Source organism: Pseudonocardia oceanicola (assembly GCF_047200735.1).
In the GTDB taxonomy this organism is placed as follows: domain Bacteria; phylum Actinomycetota; class Actinomycetes; order Mycobacteriales; family Pseudonocardiaceae; genus Pseudonocardia.
On sequence record NZ_JBJZON010000033.1, the window covers coordinates 27,771 to 49,669 of the forward strand.

Genomic DNA, 21,899 nt, shown 5'->3' on the forward strand with positions numbered 1-21,899 from the left:
CGACCCCGGCGCGCCGCGCGCGCGTCAGCGGCGCGTCAGGCGGGCTAGCCTCGGGACATGGTCCAGCGTCGGATGCCCCGGCCGAGCGAACTGCTGCCCCTCCTCCGGCCCGCGCCCTTCGTCCGCGACGCCACCGAGCGCCGGCTGCGCCGAGCGGCGTCGATCACCGACCTCCGCGAGATCGCCCGCCGCCGCACCCCGCGGGCCGTCTTCGACTACACCGACGGCGCCGCGGACGGGGAGCTCTCCCTCGACCGGGCGCGGGACGCCTGGTCCCGCATCGAGTTCACCCCCACCGTGCTGCGCGACGTCAGCACGGTCGACCTGGGCCGGGACATGCTCGGCGCGCGCTCGGCCCTGCCGTTCGCGTTCGCGCCCACCGGGTTCACCCGCATGATGGGCACCGAGGGCGAGCCGGCGGTCGCCTCCGTCGCCGCCGACGCGGGCATCCCCTACACGCTCTCGACGATGGGCACCACGACCATCGAGGAGGTCGCCGAGGCCGCACCGACCGCCCGCAGGTGGTTCCAGCTCTACCTCTGGCGGGACCGGACGTTCGCGAAGGACCTGGTCCAGCGCGCGGCCGCGGCCGGCTACGACACCCTCATGCTGACCGTCGACACCCCCGTCGGCGGCAACCGGCGCCGCGACGTGCACAACGGCCTCACCGTCCCGCCGGCCCTGACCCTGCGCACGTTCCTCGACGGGGCGCTCCACCCGCACTGGTGGTTCGACCTGCTGACGACCTCCCCGCTCACCTTCGCCACCCTCGAGCGCACGGAGGGCACGGTCGCCGACCTCATCGACCGCGTGTTCGACCCCGCCCTCACCATGGACGACGTCGACTGGTTGCGCGGGGCCTGGCCCGGCAAGTTGATGATCAAGGGGATCCAGAACGTCACCGACGCCCGTCGGGTCGTCGACGCCGGCGTCGACGCGGTGCTGCTGTCCAACCACGGCGGCCGCCAGTTGGACCGCGCACCCGTTCCGGTCGAGCTGGTCGACCCGACGGTGCAGGAGGTCGGCGACTCGGCCGAGGTCTACGTCGACACGGGGATCCTGCACGGGGCGGACGTCGTGGCCGCCGTCGCCCTGGGCGCGCGCGGTGCGCTGGTGGGCCGGGCCTACCTGTACGGGCTGATGGCCGGCGGCCGGGCGGGCGTCGCCAAGGCCGTCGACATCCTGACCGGCGAGATCAGGCGGACCCTGCAGCTCCTCGGCCTCACCTCCGTCGACGAACTGCGGCGCGAGCACGCGCGGCTTCGTCCGACCGGGTGACATCGAGGTGCGGGACCCCGCGAAGGGGGCCACTGTGGCCGGTATGGGTTTCATGGACAAGGCCAAGGAGATGCTCGGCCAGCACGACGACAAGGTCGACCAGGGGCTCGACAAGGGCGGCGAGATGGCCAAGGACAGGTTCGCCGGCCACGACGAGCAGATCGACAAGGGCGTCGACTTCCTCCAGGAGAGGACCGGCGAGGGGGACACCACGGCCGCCCAGCCGTCCGCCCCGGAGGGCGAGCAGCCGCCCCCGCCCCAGCAGTGACCCGCCCGGCAGCGGCCGTGTGACCACCGCCGATCCGCACGGCGCCGCCCACCCGGGCGGCGCCGTCGTCGTTCTCACCAGCCGAGGAGGATCCCCAGCTCGCGCACCGTCGACTCGGGGTCCGTGTGCCGGACGCCCACCGCGCCGGCCGCGCTCGCCCCACGGACGTTGACCGGCAGGTCGTCGACGACCACGCAGTCGCCGGGCGGCAGCCCGAGCAGCTGCGCGGTGCGGCGGAAGGCCTCGGGATCGGGCTTGCGGGCGCCGGTCGCCCCGCCCAGGACGACGGCGTCGAAACGCTCGGCGTACTCGTCCGGCACGGAGTGGGCGTCGGAGAGCAGGGCCACGCGCAGGCCCGCGGCCCGGGCCCGGACCGGCAGTTCGGCCATCTCCGGGCCGTCGGTGAGCACGCCGCCGTAGTCGAGGATCAGTCCGCGGAAGCCGGTCACGTCAACCGTCCCTGCACGGCCGCGAGGACCGCGCCCAGGTACCGGCGCACGGCCGGCTCCTCGCCCGGCATGGTCTCACGCAGCGTGCGGGCCACCTGGTCGGCGACGGACGCCCAGCGCCGCCGGCCGCTCGGCGTCAGGTACACCCTGATCACCCGCCGATCGGTGCCGTCACGCTCGCGCCGGACGTCCCCGGTCCGCTCGAGCACGTCGACGACCGGGGTGAGGGTCGCGGGGGTGAACCCGAGCCGGCCGGCGAGCTCGCGGTGCGGGAGCCCGTCCTCGCAGTTCAAGGCCGTGAGGAGGTCGAGTGCCGTCGCCGAGAGCCCGTGCTCGGCCACGACCTGCTGGCGGAACCGACCGAGGGTGGCGCCGGCCACGATCAGGAGCCGGTCCAACGGCTGCTCACCCACGGCCCGCACCTTATCCGTCGAACGATCAGGGCACAGACGATTCGGCGACGAAGTACCACGATCCGCGCCGGCGGGGGACGTGACGGCCGCACGCTCGGGCCATGACGCTCACCGCCCCGGCCCCCGCGCTGCCGCTCTTCGACACGGTCGCCTACGAGCCGGCCCTCGAGCCGCTCGACCCGGAGGTGCCCTCCGGCGAGGAGAGCGGATTGCTCGAGGGCGACCCGCCGCCCGGCGGTGCGGGGGCCGAGGCCCTCCCGCCGCCCTCCGTCGCCGGGGCGCCCGTGGGTGGGACGGCCGACGGTGACGCGGCCGGGAACAGGGCGGCGGCCGGGAACAGGGTGGCGGCCGGGAGCAGGGCGGCCGGGAGCAGGGCGGCCGCTGGGGCGGTCGCGGGACCGCGGCGCCGGGAGCACGAGCGGACGGTGGCGGCGCGACGACGGGCGGAGCTGATCGTGCGGACCGCGCTGGAGGTGCTCGACGGCCGCCGGCCCGTCCGGCACCTCGCCCCGTACGCGGCGCCGGAGGTGCTGCGCTACGTGAGTGCGGGTGTGCCGCGGCGCGGGCGCGCCGGCACGGGAGGTGCCTCCCTGCGCTCGCTGCACGTGAGCCTTCCCGCGCGGGCCGACGCGGAGGTCGCGGCCGTGTGCCGGTTCGGCTCCCGGGTCCGGGCCCTCGCCGCCCGTCTCGAGCTCACCGGGCGGGGCGAGTGGCGCTGCGTCGCCCTCCGGGTCATCTGAGGGCGGCGCGGGCCGCCGCCACCCCCTCTCGCTCACACTCCCCTGCCGGTGCGCGGTACCCCGCCCCGCGCCGTGCCTGGTCCCCGCGCGACCGGCCCCGTGCACGACCTGCCACGGGCCCGCTCAGCGCTGCTTACGCGCGGCCCGCTCCTGGCGCCGCCGCTCGGCGCGGTTGACACCGGCGCCCTGCGGCTGGCGGGTACCGCCGCGCTGGGCGCCACCTCCCCGCTGGGCCCCGCCCCGCTGCCCGCCGCCGGTGACGACCTCGCCGCCGTCGTCGCTCGGGCCGCTGTAGCTGAGGTTCTGCTGCGCCGGGCCGGCGCGGAAGGCCGTCGGCAGGACCGAGGTCGGGGTGTCGTCCGGGTGCCCGTCCGCGGCCTGTGCGGCGACCCGCGGGAACCGGCTGGTGACCGGTTCGGCCGCGGCCGGTGCGTTCGCCACGGTCGCTCCGGCACCCTGCTGCACCGCGGTGCGACCCGACCCGTTCTGTGCGCCGGCCTGGCCCGCACCGCCGTGGCCGGCACCGTCGTTCGGGGTCCCGCTCGCCCCGGCGCCGGCCGGCACCGCCTCGGGCGCCGGCGACTCCTGGACCTGCACCACGACGTTGAACAGGTGCCCGACCGTCTCCTCCTTGATGCCCTCGAGCATCGCGGTGAACATGTCGTAGCCCTCGCGCTGGTACTCGATCACCGGGTCGCGCTGGGCCATCGCCCGCAGCCCGATGCCCTCCTTGAGGTAGTCCATCTCGTAGAGGTGCTCGCGCCACTTGCGGTCGATGACCTGCATGAGGACCTGCCGCTCGAGCTCGCGCATGCCGCCCTGCGGGCCGATCAGCGCGTCCATCTCGGCCTCGCGCACCGAGTAGGCGCGTTCGGCGTCGGCGATCACGGCCTCCTCGAGGCGCTCCGCGCTCAGCTCGTCGAGACCGCCCTCGTCCGGATCGCCGTCGACGAGGTCCTGCCACTTGATCGAGATCGGGAACAGCTGGCCCAGCGCCGTCCAGAGCTTGTCGAGGTCCCAGTCCTCGGCGTAGCCCTCGGCGGTGGCGCCCTCGACGTAGGCGTGGATCACGTCGTGGAGCATGTGCCGCGTCTGCTCCTGGACGTCCTCGCCCGCGAGGACCAGGCGACGCTCGGCGTAGATGACCTTGCGCTGCTGGTTGAGCACCTCGTCGTACTTGAGGACGTTCTTGCGGATCTCGAAGTTCTGCTGCTCAACCTGGGTCTGCGCGCTGCGGATCGCCCGGGTGACCATCTTGGCCTCGATCGGGACGTCCTCGGGCAGGTTGAACCGGGTCATGATCGACTCGACCATGGCGCCGTTGAACCGCCGCATCAGCTCGTCGCCCAGCGAGAGGTAGAAGCGGGACTCGCCCGGGTCGCCCTGGCGGCCCGACCGGCCGCGGAGCTGGTTGTCGATGCGCCGGGACTCGTGCCGCTCGGTGCCCAGCACGTACAGGCCGCCGGCCTCGCGGACCTCCTCCGCCTCCGCCGCGACCTGCTTCTTCATCCGGGCGACGGTCTCGTCCCAGGCCGCCTCGTACTCCTCGCGGTGCTGCACGGGGTCCAGCCCGCGGCCGCGCAGCTCGAGATCGGCGAGGAAGTCGGGGTTGCCGCCGAGCATGATGTCCGTTCCGCGACCGGCCATGTTGGTCGCGACGGTGACGGCGCCCGCGTGGCCCGCCTGCGCGACGATCATCGACTCGCGCTCGTGATGCTTCGCGTTGAGCACCTCGTGCGGCACCTGGCGCGCCACCAGCAGCTTCGACAGGTACTCGGACTTCTCGACGCTCGTGGTGCCGACCAGCACCGGCTGACCCTTGCGGTGCTTCTCCGCGATGTCGTCCGCGACCGCCTCGAACTTCGCCGCCTCGGTCTTGTAGATCAGGTCGGCCTGGTCGGCGCGGATCATCGGCCGGTTCGTCGGGATGACGACGACGTGCATGCCGTAGGTCTGGTGCAGCTCGGCCGCCTCGGTCTCGGCGGTACCGGTCATGCCCGAGAGCTTGTCGTAGAGGCGGAAGAAGTTCTGCAGGGTGATGGTGGCCAGGGTCTGGTTCTCCGCCTGGATCTCCACCTTCTCCTTGGCCTCGATGGCCTGGTGCATGCCCTCGTTGTAACGGCGCCCGGCCAGCACGCGGCCGGTGAACTCGTCGACGATCAGGACGGTGCCGTCCCGGACGATGTAGTCCTTGTCCTTCTTGAACAGCTCCTTGGCCTTGAGGGCGTTGTTCAGGTAGCCGACGAGCGGGGTGTTGGCGGCCTCGTAGAGGTTGTCGATGCCGAGCTGGTCCTCGACGAACGAGACGCCCTCCTCGGTGACGCCGATGGTGCGCTTGCGCTCGTCGACCTCGTAGTGGACGTCCTTGCGCAGCAGCGGCGCCATCCGCGCGAACTCCTGGTACCACCGGGCGCTCTGCTCCGCCGGGCCGGAGATGATCAGCGGGGTGCGGGCCTCGTCGATGAGGATCGAGTCCGCCTCGTCGACGATCGCGAAGTGGTGCCCGCGCTGGACCATGTCCGCGGCGTTCCACGCCATGTTGTCGCGCAGGTAGTCGAAGCCGAACTCGTTGTTCGTGCCGTAGGTGACGTCCGCGGCGTACATCTCGCGGCGTTGCGCCGGGGTCATCTCGGCCAGGATCACGCCGACCTCGAGGCCCAGGAACCGGTGAATCCGACCCATAAGCTCTGCGTCCCGCTTAGCCAGGTAGTCGTTCACCGTGACGACGTGCACGCCCCGGCCGGTGAGGGCGTTGAGATAGCTGGGCAGGACACAGGTCAGGGTCTTGCCCTCACCGGTGCGCATCTCGGCGACGTTGCCCAGGTGCAGCGCGGCGCCGCCCATCAGCTGGACCGGGAACGGGCGCTGGCCGAGGGTGCGCCGCGCGGCCTCGCGGACGACGGCGAACGCCTCGGGCAGCAGCTCGTCGAGGCTCTCCCCGTCGGCGTGCCGCTCGCGGAACTCGTCCGTCTTCGCGCGCAGCTCCGCGTCGGACAGGGGCTCGATCTCGGGCTCGAGCGAGTCGATGTGCGCGGCGATCCTGCCGAGCCGTTTCACCAGCTTCGTCTCCCCGGCACGGAGCAGGCGGTTCAACAACGGCACTGGTCGACCTCATTCGCGATCGCGGTCTCGGGCGCGGCCCTGCGTGCCCGGCGGGCACTCGAGGACCGGGGCGGACGCCGGCGCACGGCAGACACCCGCGACGCCATGGTAGCCATCGGCGCGGCGACCCCTCACCGTGCAACGACCCCGGGCCCTCGCGGGTTCCGGGGTCGTGCGATGGACGGGCGCCGGGGCGCGGCGGATCACCGCGCCCCGGCGCCCTCGCGGGTGGTGCCGGTTCCGCCCGATCAGCCGCCGAGACTGATCACGCCGTAGTCGTAGCCCCGGCGCCGGTAGACGACGGACGGGGCGCCGCTCTCGGCGTCGGCGAAGAGATAGAAGTCGTGGCCGACCAACTCCATCCGGGAGAGCGCCTCGTCGACGCTGATCGGTTCGTCGGAGTGCCGCTTGCGCCGCACGATGCGGCCGGGGAGGTTGTCCTCGTCGTCGGTCTCGTACCCGGCCGCCCCGGTCCCGGCGCCCGGCAGGTCGTCGAGGTGCTCGGTGTGGTCACGCGGTCGGGGCACCGCGACCTCCGCGTCGCCGAGCGCCTCCTCGGTCTCCGGGAGCGTCTCGAGCACGGCGACGGCGGAGCCGTCCCGGACCGACATGACGCGGGAGCGGCGGTCGTTGAGCCGGCGGCGGTCGTGCGAGCGCCGCAGCCTGCTCTCGAGCTTGGACACCGCGCAGTCCAAGGCGGCGTAGAAGTCCTGCGCGCAGGCCTCGGAGCGGATGGCGGGGCCGCGACCCCGGCCGGTGATCTCCACGCGTTGACAGATCTTGGCCTGACGGCGGTTCGGCTCGTGGAAGAGCTCGACCTCCATCCCGACGATCTTGTGGTCGTACCGTTCGAGCCGGGACAACTTCTCCTCCACGTGGACCCGGAAGTGGTCCGGGACCTCCACGTTCCGGCCGGTGACGACAATCTCCACTCGACTTCCCTCGCTCTCCGTGCGTTGCGGCGTCGGGGTGGTGACTCCGGGGCCCGGGGACGGGGAGCGCACGTGCTCGAGGTGTGGTGCGACCCTGGGGGACCCGAAGCGGACAGTCGGTGTTCCCCTCCCGTTGTGGTCTGGGTTACGTGTGCCAGGAACGGTAGTGCGCATCACGCTTTGGCAACAGTGCTGGACGGCGAGTGACGCCGAAACGGTCGAAATCCGCCGATTCTCTTCCGCTGACCTGCGCAAACACGTATCGTGGTCGGGTTGCCGGACGCTACGGTCCCGCGCGTCCCGCCCGGTGCCGGCGGTCCGTCCGGCCGCTCGCGTCGCACAGCACGACCGCTCCCGAGACCGCGATCCCCACCTCCGCCAGGGACCGCGCGCAGGCGCGGAGCGTCGCCCCGGTGGTCACCACGTCGTCGACGAGCAGGACCGCTTCCGGCGGGTTCTCCCCGGTCCGCACGAACACCCGGCCGGCCAGGTTCGCGGTGCGCTGTGCGGCGTCGAGCCCGAGGGAGTCCCGGGTGCGCCGCGCCAACCCGAGGAGCGGCAGCGTGCGCCCCGGCGCGACCCGCCGGCAGAGCCGCAGCACGTGGTCACCACCGCGGGCCCGCGCCGCCGCGGGCCGGGAGGGCGCCGGCACGAGCAGCCCGCCGGGCGGCACGAGCGGGGCGAGCAGCGCCGCCAGCGGCGCGGCCAGGTCGCGCCGGCCGCGTTCCTTGTAGGCGAGCAGCGCGGTGCGCAGCGGCCCGCGGTACCGGCCGGCCGCGAGCGTCTCCGGCGCACCGGGCAGGACGACACGGTGCGGGCCCGGCAACCGCGCGGAGCACTCCGGGCACCAGCCCGCGCCGCCCGCGCCGCACCCTCCGCACGACCCGGGCAGCAGGAGGTCGAGCAGACCGTCCAGCAGCAGCCGCGGGGTCGGGCGGGACGGGGTCGGGGGGTCGGGGCGGACCATGCATCCACCCTGACCCCCGGCACCGACGGTTCCCTGCCGGAACCGGCGGCGCGGGCCGAGTTGTCCACCGATCCGGCGTTGCCGGGTCCGGGGTCAGCCCGGGTAGAGCGGCACGCCGTCCGGCGCGGAGCCGAGCACCTGCCGCCAGCTGTCGAGCTCGCCGCCGTCGTAGCTCCAGATCCCGCCCTGGTCCGCCACCAGGAACGGCCGGCTCGGCGCGGCGGTGACGGCCTCCAGCGGCGGGGTGAGGTTGCTGCCCGGCACGAGCTGCAGGGTCAGGCCGTCGGAGGACACCAGGGAGACCGGGCGGTCCGACCGGTCCGTCACGACGATCAGCGACTCGTCCGCCCGCCAGTCGACGCCGACCACCCCCGAGAGGTCCGTCGGGCGCAGCCGGCGCACGTTGCGCACCGCGACGTCGCCGCCGTCGGCGCGCACCACCGCGCCGGTGACCACGCCGCCGTCGACGATCGCCGCGACCCGCATGCCGTCCCGGGACAGCCGCAGGTCGGTGAGCGGGCCGAGCGCGGTGAGCGCCGCGACGTCGACCTGCCCGGTCCGCACCGCCCCGGCCTGGTCCACCGTCACCCGGGCGACGACCGCCACCGGGCCGCCGCCCAGCACCGTCCACACCTCGCCGCCGGTCGGCGTCCAGGTCGGGCGGGACAGGGCGGCCGCGGACAGCGGCACCGCCTGCACCATCCCGTCCGTGGGCCCGACCAGCAGCCGCATCCGGCCGCCGTCGCGGGCGACCGCGGCGATGCGGGCGCCGTCCGCGGTGGTCGCGGCGGAGGCGATGTCGAACGACCCGTTGCCGGTCTGGCCACCGATCGGCTCGCCGCCGGGCAGCGCCCGCACGCGCCCGCCGGTCACGACCAGCGCGGGGACGTCCGCGGCGGGCTGGACGTGCGCCCCGGCCCCGGCGACGTCGTCGGCCGTGAGGTCGGGCTCGTCCGTGAGCAGCGGGGCACCGTCGACGAGCAGCCGCACTCGCGGAACGGTGATCTCCGCGAGGGTCTGCACGAACTGGGCGGCGATGAGCCGGCGGCGGGCCTCGTCGAGGTCGCCGACCTGCGTGAGGTCGACGACCAGCGCGCCGTCCGGGGACTCGGTGACGTTGGTGCGCAGCCGGGTGTCCGGCGGCACGGCCGAGATCGCGGCGCCCTGCAGCGCGGGCGAGGGCCCGGTGAGCAGCATGTCGACGGTCCGCGACGGCAACGCCTGCGCCGGCACCGCCGGGAGGTAGCGCAGGTCTGCCACTGTCGCGCGGCGCACGGGGTCGACGAAGTACCCCTTCACCGTGCGGAAGTTGGTGCGGAAGTCCGAGAGGCGCACGAGGACGCCGTCGGGCAACCGGTCGATCCGCCACTGCCCGTTCGCCCGGCGCACCGTCACGTCGATCTCCACCGGCGCCTCGCCGGGTTCGAAGGCGCCCACCGCGTCGAGGGAGCCGACCCGGTCCCCGCGGATGCGCACGGTGGCGGTGTCGGGATCGGTGCTGCTCGTGGGCGGGTAGACGGTGTCGAACTGCTCGTCCAGCACGGTCAGGGACTCGTCGGCGTCCCAGCTCTGGGCAGCCTCCGGGGTGAGGAACCGGCGGGCGGCCCCGTGCCGGTCGACCGTGCTGCCCGAGGCGTAGACGAAGCCGCGGACCAGGTCGAGGGGGTTGGTGCCCTCGACCGGGCCGGCCGGGATGTCCGGCGAGTCGCCGTCGGTGACCTTGCGCAGCACCTGCACGGACGACTCGCCGGGCACGCTCGCACACCCGGCGACCAGCACGAGCAGCGCCACCAGGACGAGCCAGAGCCGGCGGCTCACCGCTCGCCCCGCGGGTCCAGCACGGCCGGCTCGGCGGACGCGACGGACGCGACACCGCCACCGTCGCCGTCCTCCGCCGGTTCCGCGTCCCGCAGCTCCGCCGGGATCGCGGTGCCCCACGGCGGGGTGGGGACCGAGGCGGGCAACGGGAGCGCGGTGCCCGGGTCGTCGCCCTCGGGCTGCAGCGGCAGCGGGCTCGACTCGAGCAGGTCCCCCTCGGTGCGCGGCAGCGTGAGCCGGAAGGCCGAGCCGCGGCCCGGCTCGCCCCAGGCCTGCAGCCAGCCGCCGTGCAGCCGGGCGTCCTCCAGGCTGATCGACAGGCCCAGGCCGCTGCCGCCGCTGCGCCGCGCGCGGGACTCCTCGGCGCGCCAGAACCGGTTGAACACCAGCCCGGCCTCGCCCGGTCGCAGGCCGACGCCGTGGTCCCGGACGACCACCGCGACGGCGTGCTCGTCCCCGGCCAGGGTGACGTGCACCGGCCGGCCCTCGCCGTGGTCGATGGCGTTGGCGACGAGGTTGCGCACGATCCGCTCGACCCGCCGCGAGTCGACCTCGGCGTAGACGTCCGCGGGCAGGTCCAGCACCAGGGGTGTCGACGACTCCTCGGCCAGTCCGCGGACCGCCTCGACCGCCCGGGAGACGATGTGCCGCATGTCCAGCCGCTCGGTGCCCAGTTCGGCCACGCCCGCGTCGAGCCGGGAGATCTCCAGCAGGTCACCGAGCAGCGTCTCGAACCGGTCCAGCTCCGTGACCAGCAGCTCGGAGCTGCGCCGCAGGGCCGGGAGCAGTTCGTCCCGCGAGGCGTAGAGGATGTCCGCCGCCATCCGCACGGTGGTCAGCGGCGTGCGCAGCTCGTGGCTCACGTCGGAGGTGAACCGGCGCTGCAGGGCGCCGAACTCCTCCAGCTGCCGGATCTGGGTCTGGATGCTGCCCGCCATCTCGTTGTACGACTCGAACAGCCGCGCGACCTCGTCCTCCCCGTGCACCGGCATGCGCTCGTCGAGGTGCCCCTCGGCGAACCGCTCGGCCACCTCGGCCGCCTGTCGGACCGGCCGCACCACCTGCCGGGTGACCAGGCTCGCGATGCCCGCGAGCAGCAGGATCAGTACCAGCCCGCCGACGATCAGGGTGCTCTGGACGAGGCCGAGGGTCCGCTGCTCGGCGTCGAGCGGGAACATCAGGTAGAGCTGCAGCTCGCGCCCGGCGGTGCGCACCGGCTGCCCGACGACCAGGGTCGGGATGCCGTCCACGGTGGTGTACTGGGTGGACAGGGCGCCGTTCGCGACGGTCTGCCGCTGCTCGGGCGAGACCTGGTCGAGGTTGCCCGCCGAGATCTCCGGCCCGCTCCCGGTGCCGGTGGTCAGCGCGGCGCGGAACTCCCCCGCCGTCGGCGCGTCCGGCGCCTCCGACGTGGACTGGTTGGTGAGCTGGTCCAGGGCGTTGTTCAGGGTACCCTGCGCGCCCTCACGGTCCGGGTCGACGCCGGAGAGGTCCCGCTCGGAGATCAGGCGCGCGGACTCGGCCTGCGCGATGGCCGCGTCGAACTTGCCCTGCAGCAGCCGGTCCGCGATCTGGGTCTGCAGCACCAGGCCCAGGACCAGCGACACCGCCGTGGACAGGGCCAGGGTGGAGACGACGACGCGCAGCTGCAGCGAGCGGCGCCACGCCGCCAGGGCGACGGCACGGATCTCGGAGACGAGCACGGCGGCCGACGCCGCCGCCCGCTTCGCCCGCCGGGCGAGCGGCAGCCGCGCGACCAGGGACCTCAGCGACACGACGACCTCGGGGACACGGGAACCTCAGACACGCGGTGGGATCACGGTGGGCCGGCCTTGTACCCGACGCCGCGGACGGTCAGCACGACCTCCGGGTGCTCCGGGTCCTTCTCGACCTTCGAGCGCAGCCGCTGGACGTGCACGTTGACCAGCCGGGTGTCCGCCGCGTGCCGGTAGCCCCACACCTGTTCGAGCAGCACCTCGCGGGTGAAGACCTGCCGCGGCTTGCGGGCGAGCGCCACCAGCAGGTCGAACTCCAGCGGGGTGAGCGCGATCCGCTCACCCCTGCGGGTGACCTGGTGGGCCGGGACGTCGATCTCGACGTCGCCGATCGTGAGCTGTTCGGCCGGCTCCGCCTCGGTGCGTCGCACCCGCGCCCGGATCCGCGCGACCAGCTCCTTGGGCTTGAACGGCTTCACCACGTAGTCGTCCGCCCCGGACTCCAGGCCCAGGACGATGTCCACGGTGTCGCTCTTCGCCGTGAGCATGACGATCGGCACGCCCGACTCGGCGCGGATGGCCCGGCAGACGTCGATCCCGTTCATGCCGGGCAGCATGAGGTCGAGCAGCACGACGTCCGGGCGCATGTCCCGCACGGCGGGCAGCGCCCGGGTCCCGTCCCCGACCACGGCCGTGTCGAAGCCCTCGCCCCGCAGGACGATGGTCAGCATCTCGGCCAGGGCCGGGTCGTCGTCGACCACCAGAACGCGCGACTTCATGGGAGGAAGCATCCCACCCGGGACCGACGCTCCTGTCCCGGCCCGCGGATTCCCGGTACGGATCCGCTCCGCGTGCACCCGGCCACGCCCGGACCAGAGCGAGGACGGTGCGGATGCGGGACGCGGACGACCACGTGCGACGTCCGTCCGGCAGGGACACGGGCACCCCGGGCGGGGACCGCCATCCTTCTCCCGCGCTACCGCACCGCGCCTCGAGCGCCTCGGCCTCCTCACGCGCGATGACCGTCGGAACGGGTGTCATCGCGAGCCACGGTAGCGCCGGGCGGGACCGCCGTCGCGCTCGTGCGGAGCGTGTCGCCCTCACGGACGGTCCTCCCACGGATCGGGGTCCTGGAGAGCCGCGAGCAGATCCGGGAGCACCAGCTCCTCGTGCACGGCGCGGCCGTGGTGGCGCATGGCCGCGCCGAGCTCGGGGTCCCAGGCGGGCTCGACGGCGGTCCCCGCCAACCGGGGACCGGCTTCGCCGACGCCCGCCTCGTAGTCGACGGCACCCATCCGCCAGGGGACGACCCCGCTCTCGGCGCGCAGCCGGTTCGCGATCGCGATCCCGGGCCAGTCGAAGTCACCGTGGTAGCGCAGGAGTGAGCCCCGCAGGGCCCGCAGCACGTCCAGGACGACGAGCGTGGGCCGACCGCTCGTGCAGACGACCGGGACCGGGAGCCCCTCCTCCGCGACGGACTCGAGCACCCGCGGGTTCTCGCAGACCAGCACCGACGGGGGCGGCACCAGCCGGCACCGACGGAGGTCCCACGCCGTGAGGTGGACGGGATCACCGGCCGCCGCGGCCACGGCCAGCCTGGTGCCGACCGAGCCCCCGTCCGCGCCCACCAGGTACACGAGGCAGGTGGTGGAGATCAGGTCGACCCGCACGCCGTGGCGTTCCCACAGTTCCCGGCGCGCCGCCACGGTGGTGGGCGGGGCCTCCCCGTCGCTCGCCGCGAGGGCCCGGAGGACCAACGCCGCCGCGGTGCGTCCGTCGTCCAGCGCGTGCGCGTCGCCGCACACCGAGGCGGCCAGATCCGTGCGCGAGAGGATCGGCGCGGCGGGCCCCGCCAGCCGCTCGAGCACCGCGGCCGTCGACCGGACGGCTGCGGCGGGGTCACGCGCGCGACCGAGCAGCCCCGCGCGGCGCACCTCGTGCAGCCAGTCCTCGCACCACGGCCGGCCGCCGAGGAGTCGACGGGCCAGAGCGAGAGGTTCCTCCCGCTCGGCCACCCTCCGCGCCCGCTCGGCGGCGCGATCGCGCAGCGGGCTCCCCGTCGCCGCCTCGACCACGGCGACGAGGCCCCCGACCCCGGAGCGGCGGGACAACTCCCGATCGAGGTCGGCGAGATCCACGCTGACCCGATCACGGAGCACCGGTCTGCCCAGCAGCCCGGCGACGGCGTGCCGCTCCGCGCGGCTCAGCCCGGTGACGGCGACCCGTCCCTCGGCACGGACACCCCGGTCCTCCAACCGGCCGCGGAGGACCCGCCACATCCGGTCGAGAGCGGGAACGGCCCACCACGCCTCGCGGTGCGCGTTCATCCGACCGCCTGGAGGCGCTGGCCGTCCCACGTGTGCCGGTACTGGGCGATCCCTCGCTCGGCGGGATCCCGCAACGCCTCGTAGATCGCCAGTGACGGCACGGTCGCGTGATCACCCCAGAGTCGCTCGCTGGTCACCACGAAGTCCAGGTCGAGCTGGACGAGCAAGCCGAAGAGGAGCGGATGGGTCCGCACGTCGATCTTGGGGAAGGCGTCGTCCAGCAGGACGAACCGCGGCGAGTGCGGCGCCGCTCCGGCGAGGGAGCTGAAGTGGGCGGCGGCCGCGGCGAACAACGGCAGGTAGCAGACGACCTTCTGCTCGCCCTGCGAGAGCGGCGAGCGCCGGTGCAGGTCGTACCAGGTCCCCTCGGTCTCGGGCCGGGTGTAGCGGACACGGAAGGCGAACCAACGGCGGTAGTCGAGGGCTCGCGCGAGGTGCTCCGTGTAGGAGTCCTCCGGTGCGTCCGCACGGGATGCCTCGATCAGGCGGTGCAGCGCGTCCCTCAGCTCGCGGCGCTCGTCCGGGAGGAGCGACCCGACCGGACGGCCCAGGAGGTCGACGGCCTGCCGCGCGTCCGGCGCGACGTCCTCCCGGAGGGTCCAGCGGAGCCGCACCTGGATGCCCTGGCTCGTGCTCACACCGCCGAGCTGGGTGTTCATCTCGGCGACCAGCTCCTCCGCCTCGAGCCGTCGCGCACGCAGGGACTCCCCCAGGTCGCCGAGGATGTGCTCCTCGAACAGCCGACGTTCGCGGTCGGTGAGCAGCTCTCCGTCCCGGACCGCCGCAGCCGACAGTCGCGCGGCGAGCTCGCCGATCGGACGTTCCCCCGCGTCGTCCCGGCCGAGGACGGCGAGCGCGCCCGCGCTCTCGACGATGCGCGGATCCACGTCGGCCGCCGGACCGCTGGAGGCCTCCTGCCACGCCGAGAGGACGGCGTTGTCGGTGCCCGGCCGCGCCGCGGGCGGCAGCGCCGCGAGGCGGCGGCCGAGCCCGAGCACCGCCGCGGGCACCGGTTCGCCGGGCGCGAAGCCGGACGCCGCGGCAAGTGCCGATACCGTGCCGGATCGCGTCCCGGGCGTCGCCTCCCCCTCGGGATCTCCCGAGCCGAGCAGGCCTGGTGTGTCCGGGAGGGCGGCGAGCGCGCGGACGGCCTCGACCAGCACGGGTTCGTGCTCGGCGAGCCGGGCCCGGGTGTCGGTGACCGTCTGCGCGGCCGCGCCGCCGGCGGCGAGCACCTCGCGCACGGTCTTCTCCAGGTGGGACCCGGTCCGCTCCAGCAGCCGGTCCCGGTCCGTGGCCTCCTCGATTCGGGACCGGATCTCCTGCAGCGGCCTGCCGATGGTCTCCTCCAGCACCTCGGCGGCGGACGCGGCCCGGTCGGCGCGCGCGCGAGCATCGCGGAGGGCCGCACCGGCCTCCTCGGCGTCCCGCATCGCCGCCTCGTGCCCCTGCGCGTCCCGACCCCACCGCTCGGCAGCCCTGCCGAGCTCCCGGCCGCGCCGCAGGTGGTCGGTCAACGCCCGGTCCAGCCCCTGCAGCGTGAGCCTCCTGGCCTCGAGCCGGCCCGCCTCGACCGGGAGGTCGTGCCGGGCCGCGAGATCGTGCAGGTCCCGGCGTCGCGCGGCTTCGACGGACCGCGCCGACCGGGCGGTCTCCTCCGCCTGCGCGGCGAACCGCTCCGCCCGCACCACGCCTCGGGCGCACTGGTCGACCCGAGCCCACGCGGCCACGACCGCCGTGCCGTCGGGAACGCGGGCCAGCCATGCCTCGATCGCGGCGACCGCGGCCCGGGCGGTCTCCTCCTCGGCCGCTGCGACGTCGCGGGCCGCGGTGAGCGCCGCGATCTTCTCGTCCAGCTCCGCGATCCGGCGGGCGCGCTCCGCCTCGCGGGCGGTGGCGCCGATGTACTGCGCCGCCTCCTTCCGCGCGCGACCGGACAGCGGCCCGAGGGTCCACGTGCCGTCCGTGCCGACCCGGGCGGTGCCGGTGCCGCCGACCTCGATCCTGGCCAGCACCGCCTGCACCGTCTCGGCGGCGACCGGGCACCCGGCGGGTGGATCCGCCCGCAGCAGGCCGTTCAACCCCGGGCCGTCCTCGGCTCCGGACGCCCTGGCCAGGACCGTGTCCTCCCGATCGTCCAGCACCGCGCCGTCGATCCGGACCCAGGCGTCGAGCAGCCCGGACGCCTCGAGACCCGCTTCGAGACCTGCCCGCCGCCCCGGGTCGAGCTCCTCGGCGAAGTCGACCAGACGCCAGAACGGTGCCCCGTCCGACGCCGCGCGCGGAGCGCGCCGCCACGCAGGCGCCGGCGGGGCCGGATCGGCCTCGGCCGCCACCGCCTCGCGGCGCGCGGTGGCCGCGACGAGGCGCTCGGACGCGGCGACCCGGGCTCCCGCCGCGTCGTCCTGTCGCTCCCGATGACCACGCAACGGTGGCGTGGCGGCCGTCCTGGCCAGCCCACCGATGCCGGCCACCGCCTCCGGTGTCAGCTCGTCCGGCAGGGCGAAGGGCACTGCGGCCGGAGCCGCGGCCCAGGTCGTGAGCTCCTCCGCGTACCGGGCCTCGGCATCGTCGGCCCCGGATCGGGCGTCGGCCAGCTGCCCGCGTTCCTCCTCGGCGCGTTGCTCCGCCACCGCGGCCGCCTCCGCCGCATGTCGCGCGTCCCCGGCCGCGCGACCCAGGCTCTGCTCCGCCTCCTGCACGACGAGGACCGCGGCCTGCAGGCTCCCGACCGAGGCCTGCGCGACCGTGGTGTCCTCGCGCTGCCGCTCCAGTGCCTGGACGGTCGTCCCCGCGTCCGCGGTGGTCGCCAAGGTCGCCGGCAGGGTCGTGACGGCCAGCGACGGGCGTGCTCCCACCTCGGCGAGTCCGCCGGCGAGCCGGTGGGAGAGCTCGGCGAACTCGCGGACCTCGTCCGCGATCCCCCCGGCATCCCGGCGCAGCCGGGTTCCGGACGCCTCGGCCCGCTCCCGGGCGGACGTGGCGGTGCGCTCCGCCCGCACCGCCTCCTCCGCCAGGGCCCGGGCGAGCTGTCGCGCCGCGTCCAGCCGCTGCTCGGTGCGCATGAGCGGATCCGCCCGGAGTTCGCGCAGGCGGGCGGCGAGGCGCTCACGCTCGGCCGTGACCTCGGCCAGCCGGGCCTCCGTCTCGACCCGCCGCTCGTCGAGCTCGCGGACCCGGGTCTCCGCCGCCTCCACGGCCCGCCCCCGCCGGGTCCGCTCCGTGTGCGCCTCGCTCACGTCCGCGCCGCGGCGCCGCAGGACCTCGCGGGCGTAGCCGGCGTAGACCTCGGCGAGCGCCGCCACGCCCTCCGCGGCCCGCCGTTGGCGTTCCAGCTGCTCGCCGAAGGCCGCCAGCTCGTCGAAGGTGTCGCCGGCGGTCCGGACGGCCTCGTCGTCGATCTGGGGCAGCGCCTGGACGAGCTGCTCGGCCAGCCGCGCCGGCTCGATGTCCTCGCCGACCTGGGGCTGACGCAGCCAGTACAGGAGCCTGAGGAGCTCGTCGTACCGGGTCGGTTCGAGTCCGAACAGCAGTCGACCGATGTGCTGCTTGTAGGCGCGCGGTTCCCGGATGAAGTGGCCACCGCCCGACTCGACCGCCTCCCGGAGCCGGTCCTGGGCGAGCGGCCCGGCCGCGTCCTCCAGGTGCAGGTCCTCGCCCACCCGCCCGGGGAAGGTGAAGTGCCAGGACGTGGCCGAGCGCTGGCTCTGCGACGCCCGGATCCCGATCCCGCACGTCAGCACCTCGTCGCCGCGGGTGAACTCCACCCACAGGTAACCCGCGCGGTTCTGCCCGGGATAGCCGTCCAGCATCAGCCACAGCAGGCTGGTGTGATGGCGGGCGGACGCGGTCATCCGGGCCTTGTCCCCGTCGAGGACGAACGGCAGCAGCATCTCGAGCGTCTTCGACTTGCCCGCGCCGTTCGCGCCGCGCAACAACAGCCGGCCGCCCGCGAACTCGAAGACCTGGTCGTCGTACTGCCACACGTTGAGCACACCCGCCCGCGTGAGCCGGAACCGCTCCACCCCGCTCATGTCTCCTCCTCGAACAGGGACCGCTGGTCGCCGACCGGCTCGGTGATCGCCGCGGACACCGCGTAGCGCGCCGCCGCGGCGTGGACCTGCCAGCCACCGTCGGCGCGGAGACGGACCAGTCCCGCGCCGATCAGGACGTCCCGCGCCTCGGCGAGGGCGAGGTCCGGATCCTCACGATGGTCCTTGCGCAGCCCCGCGCCCCACTCGGCCATCACCTCGCGCGCGGTCGCCGCGAGCGCGTCCGCCGGCACCCGACGCCACACGCGGTCGGTGACGGCGGCCTGACGCGCGGGCTCCCTGAGCAACGCCACCAGCCGTTCGAGGAGGAGCAGCGCGAGGTGACGCGCCGATCCTCCCGCGGGGAACGCGACGTCCGTCAGGACGCCGTCCGGATCCACCGCGACGGCGCCCTCGGCCCGGAGCTCCAGATCCAGGCCGACGGTCTCCACGAACCACTCGCGCTCGCGGTTGCGGCTCCGGCTCCACCACTCGGCCTGGTCCTCGGTGAGCTGGTCGGCCGACAGGACAGGGGTCTCGACCAGCGTGCGGCGCACCGCGACCCTCGCGCCACCGACCGCGGACGGCAGCGCCGCGGCGTCGAGCAGGTCCTCGGGCGAGGACATCCCCGCCACGGACGCGGAGACGAGCAACGCCAGTCGCTCTCGCCGCACGTCGAGCAGGGACGCCGTGCGCTGGTCCGCCCAGTGCTCCAGGTCCCCGTCCCGTTCGTGGATCACCCCCAGCTCGACGAGGGCCGAGAGGGCCGCGTGCAGGGCACGCCGGTCGGCGATCGCGTCGAGGTCCACCTCGATCCCGGCATCCGCCGCGGTGGACCGGACCTGGGCGACCAGCTCGTCGACGAGGAGCTGGCCCTTGCTCCGCGTCAGCGCCGCGACGGTCAGGCAGAGCAGCGAGTACATCCGCGGGGTGAAGGGCGCACCGCTGCGCCGCCGCAGCGGGTGCGTGGCGTCCCGGCCGAGGCCCGCCTTCATCAGCCGGGCCGAACCGGGTTCGACGACGAGCCGGTACCCGAGACCGTCGGCGAAGATCCGTTCGAGCTCGGCCCGGTGCCTCCGGACCAACCGGAACTCGTCCGCGTGCGGGCCGTCGCCGTGCAGGAGCGGGCTCCGGAGGAGGGCCCGCACGGCACGACGGCGTTCCGCGAGCGCCGCGGCGTCCACCGCCGGTGCCGGACGTTCGATCCTCGCTCTGCTCATCCGGTCCTCCGCTCGGCGGCCCCGCGGGGGACGACGTGGAGCGTCAGCCCCGTCAGCTCCAGCCGTCCCTCCGGGCTGACGATCACCGTGTCCGCGCCCGGCGAGCGCTCGACCACCAACCGCCAGTCCTCGGTGTCGGCCTCCGCGGTCGCCCCGTCCGCCAGGGGCCGACCGCGGCCGACGAGCGCCTGCGCGTACAGGTTCAGCAGCACCGCTCGCGCGTCGTCCGAGAGCCGCACGACGCCGAGCCTGCCCCGCCTGCTCCCGATCTCGGCGAGCGCAGCGGCACGCGCCCGCTCGGCCCGCTCCCGCTCGGCGATCCGGGCCGCCTTCGCCGCGGCGAAGTCCTCCTTCCGTCCGGTCCGGCCGCGGATCGTGCGTGTCCCGGTCCGGCGCAGCGCCAGCGGGACGTCGGCCACCGGGGTGCGCCACCACGAGGCCGTCGCCGGCACCGGATCGTCGTCGTCGTCCGCGGCGAAGGCCAGGTGACGACAGGAGTAGAGCCCGAACGCCGAGGCCCACAGCGCGTGGGCCGTGTCGTCCTCCGCCTCCGCGAACCAGCTCGCGAGGGTCAGCAGATCCGTGTAGCGGCTCTGCTCCCGGTTGCCCTTGGCGATCCGCCGCAGGTTGACCAGCAGCGCCCGCATCGCCTCCGTGGCGAGTCTGCGGACTCCTGCCGCGTCCGAGTCGCGGCCCGGGGCCCCGACGAACCATGCGTGCAGGCCCGCCCAGTCCTCGCGATCGAGCCCGCTGGACCGGCGGGCCCGCTCCCCGTCGACGCCGAGGAGACGCCTCCCGGAGTTCGCCCGCGCGCACAACCCCGGGACGGCGGGTTCGACGGCCACCAGTGCCTCGGCGAGCTGCGGCATATGGCGGGCGATCTCGTCCACGAAGCGCTGGAGGTAGTCGAGCAAGGCGGTCTTGAAGGCCTCGAACTCGCCGCGGTCCAGGTCGTAGCGGACGAGCACCTGTGCGAGATACGTGTAGAAGTCCCTGGTCGACGAGACGAGGCGCTCGAACTGGGCGAAGAGGGTGCCGATCTCCCGTGCGAGGGTGTCGGGGTCGGCGGTGTCCGGGTCGACCCGGGCGAGGTCCTGCAGGCCCGAGAGGATGCCGCCGAGCATCTCGGTGGACACCTCCCGCGCGGACTCGGTGTGCCCGAGGAGCTCCTCGACGAACCGGTGCACCAGCTCGCCGCGCTGGGTGAGCTGGTAGCGCGCCCGGTTCTGCAGGTACTCGCGCAGGCTGCGGGCCTCGGCCTCGCGCGGGCTGCGGGCCAGGTTCCCGTGTTCGACCAGGTACGACAGTCGATCGTCGACCGTGTCGGTGCACAGCTCGACGCCGAGCTCGGCGAGCCGACCGGCGACCTCGGCGGCGGACTGGTCCGACAGCAGTCCCGCGACGTCCCCGGTGAACGACCGCATGATCGCCAGATAGGTGGCCGACTCCTCCCCGCAGGCGTAGCGGAGCGCTTCGAGTCGCACCCGCTGCACGTGCGTCAGGTCGATCTCCGACGGCATGGCGCGAGGGTAGCGACGGCCACCGACGGTTCAGGGCTCCGCCTCGTCCCGGTCGGACCGGACCGGACCGATCAGCCCGCCACCACGCTCGCCGCGAGGAAGGTCTTCCCCGGCATCTCCCGGCGCAAGTCTCGGACGCGAAGTGGTCGCGTTCTGCGACTCCCAGTGGAAGAGGTCGGGCCGCTGGGCGTAGTCGCGGTACAGGGTGGTCGGGGAGAAGTCCCGCTCGGTCTTGCGCAGGTTGACGAAGAAGGCGTCCGTGCGCGTCTGCGGCGCCCACACCACGCCGGCCGCGTGCCGGTGCGCCTTCCGCTCGAGCGACGCCCAGTTCAGCGCGGCGAGCACCTCCTCGCGCCGGTGGTGCGCGTGGCTCTGCAGCGGCGCGTGCTGCAGCCCCTCGCCGAGGGACCGCGGGACGTGCCGCGCCCCGCGTACGCCGACGCCCGCTCGGGGTCGTCGACGTGCGTGAACAGGGCCAGCCGCCGGAGCAGCGCGGTCTCACCCGGGCCGGCGCCGGCCGTGGGCTGCCCGGCCTCGCGACGCAGCGCCGTCCACGAACCGCCGGAGCGGTAGACGTCGGCCAGGTCCCGGTCCGCCTCGCGCAGGTGGTCCGCCAGCCCGACGTCGCCGTACGAGCGGACGTCGGCCACCAGGTCGACCCTCCGCAGCCGCAGCTGCCCCTGCACGTTCTCGAGCACCGTCCGCCGCGCGACCGGGTCGAGGACCAGCGCGGACCCCGCGGGCAGGTACGGGAAGCCCTGCTCGACGTCGGCGATCAGCCGGCGTCGCGAGCTGCCGGTCAGGGCCCGGTACCGCAGGTCGAACCGGAACTCGCGGCGGTGCTGCCCGATGAAGTCGAGCACCGTGAGCACCGCCTTCCCCGGCGCCCGGCGCAGCCCGCGGCCGAGCTGCTGCAGGAACACGGTGGCGCTCTGGGTGGGCCGCAGCAGCAGCACGGTGTCGATCTCGGGGACGTCGAGGCCCTCGTTGCAGAGGTCGACGGCGAACAGGCAGTTCAGCTCGCGCTCGCGAAGCCGGCGCAGGGCCTGCTCGCGCTCGGGCCGCGGCGTCGCCCCGGAGACCGCGAGGCTCGCGATGCCGGCCCGCGTGAACACCCTC

Annotated in this window: 17 protein-coding genes; 3 read left to right on the forward strand and 14 right to left on the reverse strand. The window is 74.6% G+C overall.

Annotated elements, in window-relative coordinates; translation table 11 throughout:
* Nucleotides 1-57: 57 nt before the first annotated feature.
* Nucleotides 58-1,278 (forward strand): alpha-hydroxy acid oxidase, encoded by a 1,221-nt coding sequence (locus ACL02T_RS30885; protein ID WP_412834333.1) that lies wholly within the window; start codon nt 58-60, stop codon nt 1,276-1,278.
* A gap of 43 nt (nt 1,279-1,321) precedes the next feature.
* Entirely contained in the window at nt 1,322-1,546 is a 225-nt protein-coding gene (locus tag ACL02T_RS30890) for an antitoxin (protein WP_412834334.1), read from the forward strand.
* 74 nt (nt 1,547-1,620) lie between these two features.
* On the opposite strand, the gene ACL02T_RS30895 is transcribed toward ACL02T_RS30890, so the two are convergent.
* Nucleotides 1,621-1,995: an HAD-IA family hydrolase gene (locus ACL02T_RS30895; RefSeq protein ID WP_412834335.1), complete on the reverse strand. Its 375-nt coding sequence runs from the start codon at nt 1,993-1,995 to the stop codon at nt 1,621-1,623.
* A complete protein-coding gene (locus tag ACL02T_RS30900) occupies nt 1,992-2,408 on the reverse strand; it encodes a MarR family winged helix-turn-helix transcriptional regulator (protein ID WP_412834336.1) in 417 nt (138 codons plus the stop codon). Before ACL02T_RS30900 ends, ACL02T_RS30895 begins: the two co-directional genes overlap by 4 nt.
* Nucleotides 2,409-2,509: 101 nt before the next feature.
* Between ACL02T_RS30900 and ACL02T_RS30905 the strand changes: the two genes are divergently transcribed.
* Complete coding sequence (locus ACL02T_RS30905) at nt 2,510-3,148, forward strand: Rv3235 family protein (protein WP_412834337.1); 639 nt, start codon at nt 2,510-2,512, stop codon at nt 3,146-3,148.
* A 123-nt stretch (nt 3,149-3,271) separates the two neighbouring features.
* On the opposite strand, the gene secA is transcribed toward ACL02T_RS30905, so the two are convergent.
* The 12 genes from secA to ACL02T_RS30965 form a co-directional block, all read right to left on the reverse strand.
* Nucleotides 3,272-6,250, reverse strand: a complete 2,979-nt coding sequence (secA, locus tag ACL02T_RS30910) for a preprotein translocase subunit SecA (RefSeq protein WP_412834338.1) — start codon at nt 6,248-6,250, stop codon at nt 3,272-3,274.
* 248 nt (nt 6,251-6,498) lie between these two features.
* The gene (gene hpf / locus ACL02T_RS30915) at nt 6,499-7,182 is read right to left on the reverse strand and encodes a ribosome hibernation-promoting factor, HPF/YfiA family (protein WP_412834339.1); all 684 of its coding nucleotides are present in this window, start codon (nt 7,180-7,182) and stop codon (nt 6,499-6,501) included.
* A gap of 283 nt (nt 7,183-7,465) precedes the next feature.
* Nucleotides 7,466-8,149 carry a ComF family protein gene (locus ACL02T_RS30920; RefSeq protein WP_412834340.1) on the reverse strand — a complete coding sequence of 228 codons (684 nt, stop codon included), beginning with the start codon at nt 8,147-8,149 and terminating at the stop codon, nt 7,466-7,468.
* Nucleotides 8,150-8,242: 93 nt separating this feature from the next.
* Nucleotides 8,243-9,967 (reverse strand): LpqB family beta-propeller domain-containing protein, encoded by a 1,725-nt coding sequence (locus ACL02T_RS30925; RefSeq protein WP_412834341.1) that lies wholly within the window; start codon nt 9,965-9,967, stop codon nt 8,243-8,245.
* Nucleotides 9,964-11,742, reverse strand: a complete 1,779-nt coding sequence (mtrB, locus tag ACL02T_RS30930) for an MtrAB system histidine kinase MtrB (protein WP_412834342.1) — start codon at nt 11,740-11,742, stop codon at nt 9,964-9,966. Before mtrB ends, ACL02T_RS30925 begins: the two co-directional genes overlap by 4 nt.
* Nucleotides 11,743-11,783: 41 nt before the next feature.
* Nucleotides 11,784-12,461 carry an MtrAB system response regulator MtrA gene (gene mtrA, locus ACL02T_RS30935; RefSeq protein WP_232872986.1) on the reverse strand — a complete coding sequence of 226 codons (678 nt, stop codon included), beginning with the start codon at nt 12,459-12,461 and terminating at the stop codon, nt 11,784-11,786.
* A 321-nt stretch (nt 12,462-12,782) separates the two neighbouring features.
* The gene (locus ACL02T_RS30940) at nt 12,783-14,009 is read right to left on the reverse strand and encodes a TIGR02679 family protein (RefSeq protein ID WP_412834343.1); all 1,227 of its coding nucleotides are present in this window, start codon (nt 14,007-14,009) and stop codon (nt 12,783-12,785) included.
* Nucleotides 14,006-18,043 carry a TIGR02680 family protein gene (locus ACL02T_RS30945; protein WP_412834344.1) on the reverse strand — a complete coding sequence of 1,346 codons (4,038 nt, stop codon included), beginning with the start codon at nt 18,041-18,043 and terminating at the stop codon, nt 14,006-14,008. The genes ACL02T_RS30940 and ACL02T_RS30945 overlap by 4 nt, the downstream gene beginning before the upstream one ends.
* A complete protein-coding gene (locus tag ACL02T_RS30950; protein ID WP_412834345.1) occupies nt 18,040-19,260 on the reverse strand; it encodes a TIGR02678 family protein in 1,221 nt (406 codons plus the stop codon). Before ACL02T_RS30950 ends, ACL02T_RS30945 begins: the two co-directional genes overlap by 4 nt.
* Nucleotides 19,257-20,780, reverse strand: a complete 1,524-nt coding sequence (locus ACL02T_RS30955) for a TIGR02677 family protein (RefSeq protein WP_412834346.1) — start codon at nt 20,778-20,780, stop codon at nt 19,257-19,259. The genes ACL02T_RS30950 and ACL02T_RS30955 overlap by 4 nt, the downstream gene beginning before the upstream one ends.
* Before the next feature lie 30 nt (nt 20,781-20,810).
* Nucleotides 20,811-21,125 (reverse strand): DUF3427 domain-containing protein, encoded by a 315-nt coding sequence (locus ACL02T_RS30960; RefSeq protein WP_412834347.1) that lies wholly within the window; start codon nt 21,123-21,125, stop codon nt 20,811-20,813.
* Entirely contained in the window at nt 21,110-21,895 is a 786-nt protein-coding gene (locus ACL02T_RS30965; RefSeq protein ID WP_412834348.1) for a helicase-related protein, read from the reverse strand. The genes ACL02T_RS30960 and ACL02T_RS30965 overlap by 16 nt, the downstream gene beginning before the upstream one ends.
* Between the last annotated feature and the right edge of the window lie 4 nt (nt 21,896-21,899).

Bases quoted from the DNA above. Each gene is read 5' to 3' on its own strand.
- ACL02T_RS30905 (WP_412834337.1), top strand. From the start codon at position 2,510: ATGACGCTCACCGCCCCGGCCCCCGCGCTGCCGCTCTTCGACACGGTC.
- ACL02T_RS30920 (WP_412834340.1), bottom strand. From the start codon at position 8,149: ATGGTCCGCCCCGACCCCCCGACCCCGTCCCGCCCGACCCCGCGGCTG.
- ACL02T_RS30950 (WP_412834345.1), bottom strand. From the start codon at position 19,260: ATGAGCAGAGCGAGGATCGAACGTCCGGCACCGGCGGTGGACGCCGCG.
- ACL02T_RS30940 (WP_412834343.1), bottom strand. From the start codon at position 14,009: ATGAACGCGCACCGCGAGGCGTGGTGGGCCGTTCCCGCTCTCGACCGG.
- ACL02T_RS30955 (WP_412834346.1), bottom strand. From the start codon at position 20,780: ATGCCGTCGGAGATCGACCTGACGCACGTGCAGCGGGTGCGACTCGAA.
- mtrA (WP_232872986.1), bottom strand. From the start codon at position 12,461: ATGAAGTCGCGCGTTCTGGTGGTCGACGACGACCCGGCCCTGGCCGAG.
- ACL02T_RS30890 (WP_412834334.1), top strand. From the start codon at position 1,322: ATGGGTTTCATGGACAAGGCCAAGGAGATGCTCGGCCAGCACGACGAC.
- ACL02T_RS30945 (WP_412834344.1), bottom strand. From the start codon at position 18,043: ATGAGCGGGGTGGAGCGGTTCCGGCTCACGCGGGCGGGTGTGCTCAAC.
- ACL02T_RS30885 (WP_412834333.1), top strand. From the start codon at position 58: ATGGTCCAGCGTCGGATGCCCCGGCCGAGCGAACTGCTGCCCCTCCTC.